Origin of the sequence: Jonesia quinghaiensis DSM 15701, assembly GCF_000423205.1 — a bacterium.
GTDB classification, from domain to species: Bacteria; Actinomycetota; Actinomycetes; order Actinomycetales; family Cellulomonadaceae; genus Jonesia; species Jonesia quinghaiensis.
On sequence record NZ_AUHN01000005.1, the window covers coordinates 190,894 to 205,848 of the forward strand.

The 14,955-nt window shown below is 57.1% G+C and carries 13 protein-coding genes and 1 tRNA gene; 6 read left to right on the forward strand and 8 right to left on the reverse strand.

Annotation, left to right across the window (positions count from 1 at the left end; genetic code table 11):
• Positions 1-73: 73 nt before the first annotated feature.
• The 5 genes from gndA to G538_RS0104110 form a co-directional block, all read right to left on the reverse strand.
• Positions 74-1,519 (reverse strand): NADP-dependent phosphogluconate dehydrogenase, encoded by a 1,446-nt coding sequence (gene gndA, locus G538_RS0104090; protein WP_029068324.1) that lies wholly within the window; start codon positions 1,517-1,519, stop codon positions 74-76.
• 67 nt (positions 1,520-1,586) lie between these two features.
• Positions 1,587-2,297, reverse strand: coding sequence for a FadR/GntR family transcriptional regulator (locus G538_RS0104095; RefSeq protein ID WP_029068325.1), 711 nt, complete (start codon positions 2,295-2,297; stop codon positions 1,587-1,589).
• 110 nt (positions 2,298-2,407) lie between these two features.
• A complete protein-coding gene (locus tag G538_RS0104100; RefSeq protein WP_029068326.1) occupies positions 2,408-3,610 on the reverse strand; it encodes an ABC transporter permease in 1,203 nt (400 codons plus the stop codon).
• Positions 3,610-4,521, reverse strand: coding sequence for an ABC transporter ATP-binding protein (locus G538_RS0104105; RefSeq protein WP_029068327.1), 912 nt, complete (start codon positions 4,519-4,521; stop codon positions 3,610-3,612). Before G538_RS0104105 ends, G538_RS0104100 begins: the two co-directional genes overlap by 1 nt.
• A gap of 159 nt (positions 4,522-4,680) precedes the next feature.
• Entirely contained in the window at positions 4,681-5,301 is a 621-nt protein-coding gene (locus tag G538_RS0104110; protein ID WP_029068328.1) for a TetR/AcrR family transcriptional regulator, read from the reverse strand.
• Between the two features lie 165 nt (positions 5,302-5,466).
• On the opposite strand from G538_RS0104110, the gene G538_RS0104115 reads away from it, so the two are divergent.
• The 5 genes from G538_RS0104115 to pth all read left to right on the forward strand — a co-directional run bounded on the left by G538_RS0104115 (position 5,467) and on the right by pth (position 9,718).
• Positions 5,467-5,538, forward strand: a tRNA-Gln gene (locus tag G538_RS0104115).
• A 72-nt stretch (positions 5,539-5,610) separates the two neighbouring features.
• Positions 5,611-7,260, forward strand: a complete 1,650-nt coding sequence (glmU, locus tag G538_RS0104120; protein ID WP_029068329.1) for a bifunctional UDP-N-acetylglucosamine diphosphorylase/glucosamine-1-phosphate N-acetyltransferase GlmU — start codon at positions 5,611-5,613, stop codon at positions 7,258-7,260.
• Between the two features lie 3 nt (positions 7,261-7,263).
• Positions 7,264-8,247 carry a ribose-phosphate diphosphokinase gene (locus G538_RS0104125; RefSeq protein WP_029068330.1) on the forward strand — a complete coding sequence of 328 codons (984 nt, stop codon included), beginning with the start codon at positions 7,264-7,266 and terminating at the stop codon, positions 8,245-8,247.
• 152 nt (positions 8,248-8,399) lie between these two features.
• A complete protein-coding gene (locus tag G538_RS14970) occupies positions 8,400-8,972 on the forward strand; it encodes a 50S ribosomal protein L25/general stress protein Ctc (RefSeq protein WP_035833188.1) in 573 nt (190 codons plus the stop codon).
• Positions 8,973-9,091: 119 nt separating this feature from the next.
• Positions 9,092-9,718, forward strand: coding sequence for an aminoacyl-tRNA hydrolase (gene pth, locus G538_RS0104135; RefSeq protein ID WP_051196560.1), 627 nt, complete (start codon positions 9,092-9,094; stop codon positions 9,716-9,718).
• On the opposite strand, the gene G538_RS0104140 is transcribed toward pth, so the two are convergent.
• On the reverse strand, positions 9,660-10,817 hold the full coding sequence (locus G538_RS0104140) for an HTTM domain-containing protein (RefSeq protein WP_029068332.1): 1,158 nt from the start codon (positions 10,815-10,817) through the stop codon (positions 9,660-9,662). The genes pth and G538_RS0104140 overlap by 59 nt on opposite strands.
• On the reverse strand, positions 10,814-11,590 hold the full coding sequence (locus tag G538_RS17220) for a DUF5819 family protein (protein ID WP_051196561.1): 777 nt from the start codon (positions 11,588-11,590) through the stop codon (positions 10,814-10,816). The genes G538_RS0104140 and G538_RS17220 overlap by 4 nt, the downstream gene beginning before the upstream one ends.
• 590 nt (positions 11,591-12,180) lie before the next feature.
• On the opposite strand from G538_RS17220, the gene G538_RS0104155 reads away from it, so the two are divergent.
• Entirely contained in the window at positions 12,181-12,963 is a 783-nt protein-coding gene (locus G538_RS0104155) for a hypothetical protein (RefSeq protein WP_029068334.1), read from the forward strand.
• Positions 12,964-13,081: 118 nt separating this feature from the next.
• On the opposite strand, the gene ilvD is transcribed toward G538_RS0104155, so the two are convergent.
• A complete protein-coding gene (ilvD, locus tag G538_RS0104160; RefSeq protein ID WP_029068335.1) occupies positions 13,082-14,932 on the reverse strand; it encodes a dihydroxy-acid dehydratase in 1,851 nt (616 codons plus the stop codon).
• Positions 14,933-14,955: the final 23 nt, after the last annotated feature.

Genomic DNA, 14,955 nt, shown 5'->3' on the forward strand with positions numbered 1-14,955 from the left:
GTACGTGACAGTGGACAACACACAGGGCTGGCACCGGCCTGAAGCCGGTACCAGCCCTGACAACCCTTACGGTTTAGTGTGCGTCTTCTGCGATGATTTCGCTGCGGTCACCAGACCACAAAGTGTGGAAAGTGCCCTCACGGTCGGTGCGCTTGTAGGTGTGTGCACCGAAGAAGTCACGCTGCCCTTGAACCAAAGATGCTGGCAGGCGCTCGGCGCGTAACCCGTCGTAGTACGCCAGCGATGAGGAGAACGCCGGGGTTGGCAATCCGGCCTGGACGGCGGTGATAACGGTGCGGCGCCATGCCTCCTGGGTCGCTGTCACAGCGTCACGGAAGTACGGTGCGGCAAGCAACACAACGAGGTCTGGATCTTGCGCGTACGCCTCAGTGATGCGGTTGAGGAACTGCGCACGGATGATGCAACCGCCGCGCCAGATCTTCGCGATGTCACCCTTTTTGATGTCCCAACCGTACTCTTTAGCGCCCTCAATGATGGCGTCGAACCCTTGCGAGTAGGCAACAATCTTCGATGCGTAGAGTGCTTGGCGGACATCTTCGATGAATGCGGCACGGTCATCAATGGCAACGGTTGTGCCACCGGGAAGTTCACGTGATGCAGCGCGTTGCGCTGGCTTGGAGGATAGTGCGCGGGCAAAAACAGCCTCAGCGATCCCTGAGACAGGAACACCAAGCCCGAGTGCGGTTTGCACAGTCCACACGCCGGTTCCCTTGGAACCTGCCTGGTCAAGGATGACATCAACCAGTGGAGCACCGGTGTCAGCGTCAACTTGGCGAAGAACCTCAGCGGTGATCTCGATGAGGTAGGACTCCAACTCACCGCGGTTCCACTCGTCGAACACGTCAGCGATTTCTGCCGCACCCAAACCGGCGACGTTACGGAGCAGGTCGTATGCCTCAGCGATGAGCTGCATGTCAGCGTATTCGATGCCGTTGTGGATCATCTTCACAAAGTGCCCCGCGCCGTCGCTACCAACGTGTGTGACGCAGGGTTCACCTTCAGCAATTGCGGCAATGGTGGAGAGGATGGGGCCAAGGGTCGCGTAGGACTCTTTTGTGCCGCCTGGCATGATGGAAGGGCCGTTGAGGGCGCCTTCTTCACCACCGGAAATACCGGCACCAACAAAGTGGATGCCTGTTTCACGGACAGCTTTTTCGCGGCGGATGGTGTCGGTGAACAGTGCGTTTCCGCCGTCGACAATGATGTCGCCGGGTTCGAAAACCTCCACGAGTTGGTTGATCACAGCGTCGGTCGCTCCGCCGGCTTTCACCATGATGATGGCGGTGCGAGGGCGGGCTAGTTTTTCTGCGAACTCTTGAACGGACTCAGCGACGAGGAAGCCCGCTTCGGGGTGGGCATCGGCCACAGCGTGTGCTTTGTCGACTGAGCGGTTGTAGATCGCGACGGTGTTGCCTTCGCGGGATGCGAGGTTGCGGGCGAGGTTTGACCCCATGACCGCCATGCCGACAACGCCGATGTTTGCCTGTGCTTGAGACACGAATGCTCCTTGTGTTCTGCCGTGAAGATGGCAACGTTCAGGTACTCGTCACCATTATAAGTCTGATTTAAAGGAAGTGGCGGGGTGAGTCTTCCCAAATGGGATCGAGTTCCCGTGAGGTGCGCTGCATGATGGTTTCCATCGCCTCGCGGGCATCGGTGGCCCGCCCTTGAGCAATGGCGCGGGCCACTTCTTCGTGGCGGGCAAGGGTGATCTCAGCGGGGTGCTCCGGCATCATGCCATGCACGGTGCGTCCTCGAATGACCTCACCAATCGCCTCATCGAGGCGGGCAAACATTTCATTACCTGAAGCCCGCAACACAGTGCGGTGAAAATCGATATCCAGGGCAGAAAACAACGTGCGGTCACCCGCTTCACCGGCAGTACGCATCGCCGCTGCCAGTTCCACAAGTGTGTCCGCAGCTTCTCGATGCGCGTGTTGCGCTGCCAAGGCAGCAGCAGCCGGTTCAACGGTTTCGCGCAGCTCTGTTAAGGAACGTAACTGCGCGCCTTGGTCAGGGCCAGCGAGCCGCCACCGCACAACAATGGGATCGAGGACGTTCCAGCGTTCCAACCCACGCACCCGAATGCCCAAGCGCTTCACAGACTCGATAAGCCCTAACGACTGCAGCACCCTCAAAGCTTCACGGATAACAGAGCGCGACACCCCGTAACGCTGTTCAAGGTTCTCTGCGAGCATGATCGTGCCCGGGCTGATGGTGCCGTGGACAATCTCCCGGCCCAGGGAATCGACCACCCGGTCATGCAAACTCGACATAGGAGAAGACTACCGCCCACCGGCCACGGGATTCCGTGAGCGATGGGCGGTAGGGGCACAACGTGCGCAAACACACGGCCTGGACTCCGTGGTGCACGCAGGTTGAGGTATCAGGCTGCCTTGAGGGCATCCTTGAGTTTGATTCGGGCGCCTGAACGTCGTACTGCGTTGGAGTAAATCTTGGAAGAGATCCACAGCAGAATCGGGATGGTGATGACTGCTGCCGCGAGAGCTGCGAACACTTCAACGGTGCTTGCCACACCGTATGCGGACCGGATCGGCATCACGATTGGTGATGTAAACGGAATGTATGAGGCGATCGTCACCACAGGGGAGTCTGGGTCGCTTGGTGCCACGGACACGCCGATGATGTACGCCGCAATGACGATGAACATCGGAATCGGGATGACGGAACCAAGGTCCTCTTGGCGCGAAACCAGCGCCCCAAGCGCGGCGAATACCAGTGCGTAGATGATGTAGCCGAGCAAGAACCACACCAGCACCCACGCGCCAATGGCGTTGAGGTCCAACGTGATGTCTTCGGTCAGGCCAAAGGCTGTTGCAGCCGCGACACCCGCTCCCACGTAGATTCCAACTTGCAGGAGTGAGACCAAACCAATCCCGATCACCTTACCGGTGAGGAGTTGCCAGGGGCGCACAGAGGCGAGGAGAACCTCAACAACTCGAGATGACTTCTCTTCAACAACACCTTGCGCAACGGACATGCCGCCACCAAAGATTCCGAGGTACAGCAAGAACCCGACAATAAACCCGACGAGGATCTGTGATCCGTCGATTTCTGCAGGTGGGTCTAGTGATTCAAAAGGAACCTCAGTGAGTGAGTACACGCTGTTGATGTCGTCTGGAGACACCCCAGCTGACTGCGCCAACTCGCTGATTTTGGTTTGCTGGATCACACTCGCGAGAGCAGTGTTGAGGTCGGAATCTACGCTCTCATTAACGACCGCTGTGATATCTGAGCCACTGCCGGTAATCAGTGCACTGATCTCACCGTCACTGACTGCGGTGCGGCCTTGTGCTTCATCTGAGTAGGTTGTGACATCAACGGTGATGCCTTGCGATTCAAGAACTGACTGTGTTGCTTGACCAACCTCTTCCGTGCTGGAGGTTACGCCGTACTCGATGGATTGTTCTTGGTTTCCAAAGAAGTTTGCTGCAAACAACCCACCAACAATGAGCACCACCATAACGAGCGTGCTAATGATCATGGCTTTGTTCCGCAGGTGAACGCGAAGTTCACGCCCTGCAACAAGGCGGATCGCGGTGAGCGAGGACAGTTGTGTGGATTGCATCAGGACTCCTTGGGCGCGGTAGTAACGGCGTCACGGAAGAGATCTGCAAGGGGGATACGAGCCCGCCCAAAGAACTCCACGTCACCGATGGCAGTGGCAGCGGCAAGCAACGAGTGTTGTGCGCCAGGTTGTGTAACAAGGAAAGTGATGCTCTTGTCTGAGGTTTCTAAGACGTCGATCCCTTCCCACCCGGCGAGCCATGGAGCGTTGGGTGTTGCCTGGGTAAAGGTCAACGCCCACCGATCGCCGCCACGTGCCCGAAGTTCATCAGCTGTGCCGACAGCCACCATTGACCCGGCTCGGATAATCCCGATGCGTGTGCACAGGCGCTCGACGAGATCCAGCTGGTGGGACGAGAAGATCACAGGTGCCCCGGAGCGTGCTTTGTCGATAAGCACGTTGCTCATCACATCAACTGCTACCGGGTCGAGACCCGAGAATGGTTCATCCAGAATGAGGACATCTGGGTCGTGAACGAGAGCGGCCGCGAGTTGAACGCGCTGCTGGTTTCCCAGTGACAGTGATTGCACGAGGTCCTTACGGCGTTCGGCGATACCGAGGCGCTCAGTCCATTCCTCCATGGCTGTTTCTGCTGCTTTTGAGGACAGTCCGTGGAGTTTGGCGAGGTAGGTGAGCTGATCGCCAACCTTCATTTTTGGGTAGAGACCGCGCTCCTCGGGCATGTACCCGATGCGTTGGCGGGAGGCGAAATCAATGGGGCGACCATCCCAGCGCACCTCGCCCGCAGTGGCGTCAAGAACACCAAGGGCGATGCGCATGGTGGTGGACTTTCCGGCACCGTTTGAACCAACGAAGCCGAAAATTTCGCCCGAGTCGACACTGAACGTCAGGTTGTCGAGGGCCTTGAGGTCACCATAATTTTTGGTGAGATTGTCTATGTCCAGACGCATGGGCCATCCAAAGTTGAGGGAATGTTCTCCTCGACATTAACAACCTAGCCGTGACCTCCACCTCATACTTTGGGTGGAAAGGACCTTCCCAACAGTTGGGTATGGGCCAGTGCAGGGGGCAACTTTGGTTCTTGCCATGCGCCCAAGAGTGATTGAGCGCTAAAGCTTTTTGGTGGAGTCAGTCTGTTCGCCAACTAAGCAGGGTTTACGTTCCAACCCGGCAAGGCCGTTCCACGCGAGGTTCACCAAGTGTGCGGCGACTTCATCTTTTTTGGGTTGACGGGCATCGAGCCAGTGTTGCCCGGTGAGCGCGACCATGCCAACGAGCATCTGAGCGTAGATGGGCGCGGTGCGAGGGTCAAGGCCGCGGCGGCGGAATTGCTCTGCGAGCAAATGTTCGACTTCTGTGGCGACATCGCCGATCAAACTTGAAAAAGATCCTGTGGCTTGTGCCACAGGTGAGTCGCGGACTAAAACGCGGAAACCGGACTCATTGGTTTCAATGTAATCCAAAAGGGCAAAGGTCATACGTTCGACAATAACTTTGGGGTGTCCGCCCTTATCGAGAGCCCCAGTAAGGGCTCCTGTGAGGGACTGAATTTCACGATCAACAACCACCGCATAGACGCCTTCTTTGCCGCCAAAGTGTTCATACACCACGGGTTTTGAGACTGTTGCGCGCGCTGCAATCTCCTCGATACTGGTTCCTTCAAAGCCCTTCTCAGCGAACAGTGCTCGACTCACTGCCACAAGCTGTTCGCGTCGCTCGTGTGCGGTCATTCGGGAACGTCCAGGACGTTTATTGTCAGCAGCCACACCCCCATCATGCCGCACCTGACTTGGGGATTGAACAAGGAACTGGCATTATTGAGTTCGACCTCGTAACACCGGCTGACATAGACTAGTATCTGTTGAGGCCGCTGAGCATTAGCTCATCGTGGTCGTTCCGCCTTGGTGTAATCGGCAGCACAGGGGTTTTTGGTGCCCTTAGTCTAGGTTCGAGTCCTGGGGGCGGAGCAACTTGTTTCATCTCTTAGCGATGTTCAAGTCAGCCGTGCATAACTTCCTCCACAGTTTGGGAGAGTCCGCGTGACAATCGCTCAACCCGCCGCAGTTATTATTCTCGCAGCAGGTGAGGGCACGCGGATGAAATCCGCAGTGCCCAAAGTCCTTCATACTCTCGCAGGTAGATCCATGCTTGGGCACGCAATTTCAGCAGCTCACGGTCTTGACCCACAACGGATCGCCGTTGTTGTCCGTCACCGCCGCGACCTCGTCGCCGAGCACGCACAAACCATTGACCCCAGCATCTTGATCGTTGACCAAGATGACGTGCCCGGCACCGGGCGAGCCGTGCAATGCGCAGTGAGCGTGCTGGATGCAACTGTCCACGCAGCTGAAGCAGCTGCAGGCGTGGCTGAGGGACACGAGGGCCGCGGCCTGTCCGAAGGCCTCACCGGCCCGGTCGTTGTGATCGCTGGTGACGTTCCAATGCTTGACGCTGAAACGCTCACTGAACTACTCGACGCCCACACCACTGATGGCAACGCCGTTACCGTTCTCACCACAGAACTTGATGACGCCACAGGGTACGGGCGTATTTTGCGCGAATCCGATGGTTCTGTTGCGGGCATCGTGGAACACAAAGACGCAACTGCGCAGCAGCGCGAGATCCGCGAAATTAACTCCTCTATCTATGTGTTCGATGCCTCCGTGCTACGTCGCGCGCTCGGTGAAGTCACCACAGACAACGCACAAGGCGAGGTATACCTCACCGACGTTCTAGCCCTCGCCCGCCATGAAGGCGGCGCAGTGCGCGCAGTGCGTACAGATGACCCTTGGCTTGTTGAAGGCGCAAACGACCGGGCACAATTCGCGGTTCTTCGCGCAGAATTCAACCGGCGCATCGTCGACGCTTGGATGCGTGAAGGCGTCACCATTGTTGACCCGTCAACAACGTGGATTGACGTTCAAGTTGAACTCACATCTGACGTGACGCTACTCCCTAACACGCAACTGCACGGTGACACCGTAGTGAGCACTGGGGCAACTATTGGCCCCGACACCACACTGGAATCAGTGCGCGTTGGTGAAGGTGCCACAGTTATCCGTACTCACGGATCGCAATCCGACATCGGGGCCGGAGCGACCGTTGGGCCTTTTGCCTACCTTCGACCAGGAACAACACTTGGCGAACGCGGCAAAATTGGAACATTCGTGGAAACCAAAAACGCTACGATCGGTGACGGGTCCAAAATTCCACACCTCAGTTATGCCGGTGACGTCACCATTGGTGAAGAAACGAACATTGGTGCTGGCTCAATCTTTGTCAACTATGACGGCGTGAAGAAACACCACTCTACGGTGGGTTCCCACGCGCGGACAGGCGCAAATTCGCTCTTTGTTGCCCCTGTGCACTTGGGAGACGGTGTTTACACCGCTGCTGGAACAGTAGTTCGCAGAAACGTTCCCTCAGGAAGCCTTGCCGTGTCAGCGGCTTCGCAACGTAACATTGATGGTTGGGTAGAGCGACGTCGGACCGGCACGGCAGCAGCCCAAGCTGCCGCTGCACACCGTGAGGATGTCTCTCCAACCAGCCCAACCCTCGGTGCGCAAGCTCGAGCTGAGCTCGCGCAGGCTGGAACTGTGTCCGATCACCCTGTGCCCTCTGCTGCAGAGGCCACAGACTCTGGACGCGCTGTTCCACATGCTTCAGCCCCTGATGAAGGAACCAAATAACTTATGACCGGCATCATGTCCCCTGATGGCACAAAACGACTCGTTCTTGTGTCAGGCCGCGCACACCCTGAGCTGGCGGCATCAGTCGCACAGGAATTGGGGACAGACCTCCTCCCAACGTCTGCCTATGACTTCGCCAACGGTGAGATCTACGTCCGCTTTGGAGAAAGTGTCCGTGGTGCAGACGTTTACGTTCTGCAATCGCACACCGCCCCCATTAACCAGTGGATCATGGAACAAATGATCATGGTCGATGCACTCAAGCGGGCATCGGCCAAAACCATCACGGTAGTTTTGCCGTTTTACGGATACGCGCGCCAAGACAAAAAACACAAAGGCCGTGAACCAATTTCAGCCCGCCTTCTCGCAGACATGTACGAGGTCGCTGGCGCAGACCGCATGATGAGTGTTGACCTTCACACTGCTCAACTTCAAGGGTTCTTCAACGGGCCAGTTGACCACCTGTGGGCAATGCCGCTGCTCACCGACTATGTGCGTACCCGTGTTGACTTGTCGAACGTCACCGTTGTCTCACCAGACGCAGGCCGTATAAAGGTCGCCGAAAAGTGGGCGGCAAAACTTGGTGGAAATCCGCTGGCTTTTGTTCACAAAACCCGTGACATCAACAAGCCCAACCAATCCATTGCGAATCGTGTTGTCGGAGACGTTGATGGGCGCACCTGTGTGCTTGTTGATGACCTCATCGACACCGGCGGCACCATTGCCGAGGCCGTTCGGGTGTGTTTGGAATCCGGCGCAAAAGATGTCATCGTCGCAGCAACCCACGGTGTGCTCTCTGACCCAGCTGCCCGCAGACTTTCTGAATGTGGTGCCCGCGAAGTAGTCGTGACAGACACGCTTCCCATCACCGCCGACAAGCGATTTGACCAACTCACAGTGCTCTCCATTGCACCACTACTTGCCCGTGCCATCGAAGAAGTCTTCGCAGACGGGTCAGTTACATCACTGTTTGACGGCAACTCGTAGACCTTAGATATACTGAAAAGCGTGCCTCGGCGAGGGAGAGGCTGTCAGCCAGACAGCGAACTCCGTTATCGACTGGGCGGACCGCGCTTGCGCGCCCGTTGCCTCGAGGTAAGACAACCCCACGCAATCGCGTCCAACACGTAAGGAAAAGCATGTCTGACTTCAAACTTGCAGCATCTACCCGCACCGCATTCGGTAAGGGTGCCGCCCGCCAAGCACGCCGTGACGGCCAGGTTCCTGCAGTCATCTACTCGCAGGGCTCAGCTGCAACACACATCCTGCTCGACGGTCACGAGACCTTCCTGACAGTGAAGAACCACCGCACCTCGCTCATCAGCCTTGACCTTGACGGTGACATCAAGACCGTCATCATCAAGGACGTTCAGCGTGACCCAATCGGCCGCGTTATCGAACACATCGACTTCATCTCCGTTGAGCGTGGAGACACCACCATCGTTGAGGTTCCAGTTGTCCTCATCGGTGAGCCAGAGCCCGGTACCCAAACCACACTTGAGCTCCTCAAGATCTCCGTTGAAGCTGACGTGTCAGTACTGCCAGAGCACGTCGAGGTATCTGTTGACGGCCTCACCGCTGGCACCGTGCTTCACGTGAAGGACGCTGTTCTTCCAGCCGGTCAGAAAATCACCAACGACCCTGAGCAGGTTCTGCTTGTGGTCAACGAGGTCCACAACAACGAAGATGATGCAGACGCATCAGCTGAGTAAGTGCACCTGATCAGTGTGAGCCCATACAACTCACGCTGACACACCATCAGTCACGAAGGTGCCTGCCCCACCGGAGCAGGCACCTTCGCTGTATCACTGTAAAGACTCGTGGAGAAAAAATGAGCCACCCCATTCCAAACCCAGATGAGACCTGCCTCGTTGTCGGTTTGGGGAACCCAGGGCCGCAGTACGCTGCAAACCGACACAACCTCGGCCACATGGTGCTTGACGTGTTGGCGCAGCGAGCATCCGCATCGTTTTCCAACCACCGGAGCAACGCACAGGTAGCCCAAGCCCGGCTAGGTGTCCTTCCAGGAGGGCGGCCCGGGCCAGCAGTGATTCTCGCAAAACCACGAACCTACATGAATGTTTCCGGCGGGCCAGTAGCAGCACTCAGTGCCTACTACAACGTCGAACCACACAACATCATTGTGGTGCATGACGAACTCGACATCCCCTTCGGTGAACTCAAATGCAAAATCGGTGGGGGAGAAGGTGGCCACAACGGCCTCAAAGACATCACCAAAGCACTGGGCACCAAAGACTACATCCGTGTACGCGGTGGGATTGGACGGCCCCCAGGGCGCATGGAAGTCGCCGACTTCGTGCTCAGGAACTTCGGTGGCACAGAACTTAAAGAACTCCCGCACTTGCTCAACGACTCAGCGGACTGCGTCGAAATGATCCTCACACAGGGGCTTGGGGCTGCGCAGGGGACCTACCATCAGAAGGCTGAGAAGAAGTAGCCCCCGGGGGTGTCGCTGCACGAACCGGCGTTTTTCCCCGGCGGAAAATGCGTCGTAGTCGGGCGGTCACTCGGTTCACCACTGGTCTGATCGCGTTATCGCAACGCTGGTAGGTGCGTGATGACACGAAGATTGAATCGCCAGCCAACATGAGCATCGAAAAAAATGGCAACCCCATCAACACTCCGATGCTTGCGTGCATGCCAATGATCGCTACCAAGCCGACTTTCCGTAAAACTGGGTGCAGCATCATGAGCGGAAAGAACAGTTGCGCATACACGGCAAGGTACGTGGCAACAACAACTGGCAGAGTCCACATGGTTGCTAGCGTGCTCAGCTCAGGAAACGGTGAAAAATGGGGAATCTGCAATGGTGAAAAAACCGCTGTGCCGTTCTGCCACCGGTCACCTTGAATCTTAAACATCGCCGACGCTACATAAATCATGCAAATATGGGCAGCTAACCCTGCCAAAGCAGCATTATGCAGAGCCGTAACATACGGTTCCATACCGTCTTTGACGTGACTCCACCTGCGGGTAAAAGCAGAAGCCTCCCCAGATTCCATCGCAGCTTGTCTGCGTGCCACACGGCGAGCATCGAATGACCAATGTGCCCACGTGCACATACCCAGCGCATAGACCAAAACAAAACGCACAAAGTTATCTGATTGGTCAAGATAAATACCATCAGAAAATGTCATCCACGTGTGCAGTACCAGGGTCAACGCCGTGGCCAACCGCGTATGCCACCCCACCATGAAACACCCAACAGCCACGATGAGAACCACGTACCACACGGTCACGCTGGTAGCAGAGACCGTTGGGCCAAAAATAAGACGTTGAAAAGGGAACTCTGCAGTCGCATGAAGTTCCTGTGACCACGCTGCAGCTGGCCCCCATAAGTAACTACGAAAGGGAAAGTTCACCACAAGCTGCACGAGCAACGTTGCCCCGGTGAGGATGCGCAGAAAAGAAGCGCCCCACAAGCCATAACGGTGTGTCAGTACAGCATCAAGTGCTTCCCGAATCTGTTGAGCAGTCTGGCGAGCCGCACCCTGGGCGGGGCGCTGAGCCTCGGTGTGAGTCGGGGTGTCAGTCACGAGAACGCCTCCAAAGCCCGCTCAAAAGCCTCAACATCTTGTCCCGGCAATACTTCAGGAGGCCGGCGACCACTAGTAAAAGACACAGTTTGCGAAACCCCTTGCGTTGCACGGTCAGCGAAGTCAGGGCTAGACACGCGCAAAATTCGATACTGTACAAGGTCCCCTTCAACTAACTGTCCCTGCGCTGACAGGAACTGGGTTGCATAGGCTGTGACGGCTCTATCCACAGTCATCGCCCGATTGAACTGTGTTGTCGGATTCTGCCCATCTAACCCTTCAGAGATAAGTCGAGTCTGCACATCATGATGAAAATGCCACGTAAAAAGTGCCTTGTGATCGTCGGGGAGGTCGTTGAGTGCCTCATTGGTCAGGGACGCTGTTTTGTTGGTGATGTTCGTGGCCGTTGTGGGAAGCAGATGATGATGAAGCCCAGCCAACTCGACCGCTGAAGCGCTCACCCACGGGGTTTCAGATAGATCCTGTGGCACACGGCGTACCTCCAAGTAATACGCGGCATGGACTGGATCAGGGGCGAACAGTGACCATGATTGCTGGAACATCGGAAGCGCATAAGCGCGCAACGGCGCGTCCACTGCGTCAGTGACAGGTGTTCGCGGAGAAATCCACAAAAACATCGCGGCGAGATGCACACCGAGGACCACTGCGATGGCAACGGCAGCAACCCTATGACGGTTTCTGATGTTGGTTTGTGCGCGTGCTGGGGGTGGTGTGTTGGGTGTGGGTTCGGTGCGCTGGGGAGGGGTGACCATGCTGATCACTTTCGATGCGGGCGAGTGATTCTCGTCATCCTATCGACTGTTGCGGTTGCTGACAGGGCGCGTGGGGGAATGAAACGTTTCAGTTTTTCTTGCCGGCATTGTCCATCGGTTGTTTCTCAGCGATCCCGCTCCCTTCTCCTCCCCCTCCTTACCCCCTTCCTTTCTTACCCTTTTACTGCCGAGATCCTAGATATCGCGCTGAGATCCTTGCCCAGGGTGAGGATCTCAGCGCGATATCTAGGATCTCGGCGTGTGTTGGGTTGTCCACACCCACCCAGTCCCCGTGTTTTCCGGAGTAAACAAGGCGTGTGAGTGCAAGTTCTGCGAGGGGGAATAAGGAATCAACGTAACCTCCACACATGAGTTACTCATCGACCCCCAACACAGACCGCATGGGGAGGGGGCCCATCCGGAATCGGCCACAGGAGGTGCTTCCAGTTACTTTTCGGCTGGGGGACGAACGCCGTGGCAGCATTCGGCAAGCCCTTAAAAGCGGAGATGTAATCCGTATTCGACCGGGTGTTTATGGTTATCCTGCCGAATTTCAGGAGTTGGAAACCTACTCGCGGCAAAGACATTTAATGCTTCTAGATATTTCTGCTGCACGGGGAACAATGCCAAATACTGCGGTTTTTTCTCATGTATCGGCTGCCTTGTTGTGGGGCCTTCCCGTTGTGACACCAAGAGGGCGCCCACACCTCACTGACCCCCACTACGGTGGCGGGGCGTCAGCTTATGAGCGGCGACACCGTAGCGATGTCCCATCAGAACAGGTCGCACGGTTGAGTGGTTGTGCTGTGACAACGCTGGAGCGCACCGTTGTTGATTGTTTGCGAATTCTCTCTCCTGCTGAGGGATTTGTTATTGCGGATGCCGCATTGCAGTGTGGTCTTGATCGGGACGAAGCGCTGCGTATCAATTCAACGTTGTTGTTGCCCAGATATCGGCATCGCACGGAAACTGTTCTCCGTTTCGCCGATGCGAGATCAGCTTCGCCGGGAGAGTCGCGATTGCGCTATATGGCGATACTTGCTGGGCTTCCGGGACTTGAACCTCAGGTACGTGTGCCTCACAAGGAAGGTTATTACGAACTTGACTTGGGAATTCGAGCAGTGAGGTTAGGGCTCGAGTATGACGGGCTCGGCAAGTATGTGGGCGATGCTTTACGCGCTGAGAAGGTACGTGAACATCGTCTGCGTGATGCAGGGTGGAACCTGGTGCGTTTTATCGGGGAGGACTTGCGGCGACCTCACGATGTGGTGGCGAAGCTGAGGCAGGAAGCGGCACGGCTGGGTGTTACAGAGTTTGTGCCCGCCCCGGCTGTCTTGGCTGCCTCTCCTCAGCATCTGCCACCGAGATCCTAGATATCGCGCTGAGATCCTTGCTCAGGGTAAGGATCTCATGCCGATATATAGGATCTCGGCAGTGAAAGAAGCCGCGAGAAGAGAAGGGGCAGCGAGAAGAGAAGGGGCAGGGGCAGGGTTAGTTATCGAACTGGGAGATGTCGCGCACGGCGCCCTTGTCTGCTGACAGCGCCATCGCGGCGTACGCCTTCAGCGCAGCAGAGACTTTACGCTCACGGGCTTTGGGCTTGTAGCCGCCGCCTGCTTCGAGGGCTGCGCGCCGTGTGGCCAGGGTTTCCTCATCGACCTCAAGCATGATGGAACGTTCTGGGATGTTGATGGTGATGATGTCACCGTCCTCAACCAATGCGATGGTGCCTCCTGCTGCAGCCTCAGGCGATACGTGCCCGATGGACAGCCCAGATGTTCCCCCGGAGAACCGCCCGTCGGTGATGAGCGCGCATTTGGCGCCTAGGCCACGGCCTTTGAGGAACGCAGTGGGGTACAGCATTTCTTGCATACCGGGCCCACCCTTTGGGCCTTCGTATCGCACAACAACAACGTCTCCAGCGGTGACGCGCTTTTTAAGGATTGCGTCAACGGCGTCCTCTTGGGATTCGACCACAACTGCTGGCCCAGAGAACGTCCAGATCGATTCATCGACGCCGGCTGTTTTGACAACGCAACCATCGATTGCCACGTTCCCGCGCAGTACGGCGAGGCCACCGTCTTTTGAGTACGCGTGTTCAACATCGCGGATGCAGCCGTTTTCGCCGTCAACATCGAGGGATTCCCAGCGTTCGGACTGGGAGAACGCTGTTGCTGAGCGTTTGCAACCTGGGGCTGCATGGAACAGTTCTAGCGCTGTCTCCGTCGTTGCGCCGGAGCGGATGTCCCAGTCGGAGAGCCATTGTTGAAGTGTTGGGGTGTGCACTGTGGACACGTCAGTGTTCAGCAGCCCGGCCCGGTGTAGTGCGCCGAGGATTGCGGGGACTCCGCCTGCGCGGTGGACGTCTTCCATCAGGTAAGTCCCGTTGGGGGCTACTTTACTGAGGCATGGGACGTTGCGGGATAGTTTGTCGATGTCCGTCATCGTGAACGGTACGTTGCCTTCTTGCGCTGCGGCAAGGAGGTGAAGGATGGTGTTGGTTGACCCGCCCATGGCGATGTCGAGGGCCATGGCGTTTTGGAATGCCTCGAAGGAGGCAATAGAGCGCGGCAAGACAGAGTGATCGTCATCGTTGTAGTACCGCTTGGTGATGTCAACGATTGCTTTTCCGGCGTCTTCGTAGAGTGCGCGGCGCGCCGTGTGCGTTGCTAGCGTGGATCCGTTGCCTGGCAGTGCCAAACCGAGTGCCTCGGTGAGGCAGTTCATGGAGTTCGCGGTGAACATCCCTGAGCATGAGCCGCAGGTTGGGCAGGCATTTTCTTCGATTTGTTGCAGGTCTGCGTCGGAGATGGAGTCGTCCACGGCGCCGGACATTGCGTGGACGAGGTGGAGGCGTTTGGTGACTTTGCCGTCAACGAGTGTTGCGGTGCCGCCTTCCATGGGGCCACCGGACACGAAGACGGTGGGGATGTTGAGGCGTAGGGCCGCGTTGAGCATTCCGGGTGTTATTTTGTCGCAGTTGGAGATGCAGATGAGGGCGTCAGCGCAGTGCGCTTCGACCATGTATTCCACAGAGTCTGCAATGAGGTCTCGTGAGGGCAGGGAGTACAGCATCCCGCCGTGGCCCATGGCGATGCCGTCGTCGACGGCGATGGTGTTGAATTCGCGGGGGATTCCTCCGGCGGCTTTGATTGCTTCGGAGACGATGCGCCCCACCGGTTGGAGGTGGGTGTGGCCGGGGACGAACTCGGTGAAGGAGTTCGCCACTGCGATAATGGGTTTACCAAAGTCGTTTCCGTCGACGCCTGCTGCGCGCAAAAGCGCGCGGGCGCCGGCCATGTTTCGTCCGTGGGTGACTGTGCGTGAACGCAATTGAGGCATCGGAAGACCAACTCTCAGCGAGG

Coding starts and splice junctions, on each gene's coding strand:
- G538_RS0104095 (WP_029068325.1), bottom strand. CDS start 2,297: ATGTCGAGTTTGCATGACCGGGTGGTCGATTCCCTGGGCCGGGAGATT.
- G538_RS0104100 (WP_029068326.1), bottom strand. CDS start 3,610: ATGCAATCCACACAACTGTCCTCGCTCACCGCGATCCGCCTTGTTGCA.
- G538_RS0104105 (WP_029068327.1), bottom strand. CDS start 4,521: ATGCGTCTGGACATAGACAATCTCACCAAAAATTATGGTGACCTCAAG.
- G538_RS0104110 (WP_029068328.1), bottom strand. CDS start 5,301: ATGACCGCACACGAGCGACGCGAACAGCTTGTGGCAGTGAGTCGAGCA.
- G538_RS0104125 (WP_029068330.1), top strand. CDS start 7,264: ATGACCGGCATCATGTCCCCTGATGGCACAAAACGACTCGTTCTTGTG.
- G538_RS14970 (WP_035833188.1), top strand. CDS start 8,400: ATGTCTGACTTCAAACTTGCAGCATCTACCCGCACCGCATTCGGTAAG.
- pth (WP_051196560.1), top strand. CDS start 9,092: ATGAGCCACCCCATTCCAAACCCAGATGAGACCTGCCTCGTTGTCGGT.
- G538_RS17220 (WP_051196561.1), bottom strand. CDS start 11,590: ATGGTCACCCCTCCCCAGCGCACCGAACCCACACCCAACACACCACCC.
- G538_RS0104155 (WP_029068334.1), top strand. CDS start 12,181: ATGCTTCTAGATATTTCTGCTGCACGGGGAACAATGCCAAATACTGCG.
- ilvD (WP_029068335.1), bottom strand. CDS start 14,932: ATGCCTCAATTGCGTTCACGCACAGTCACCCACGGACGAAACATGGCC.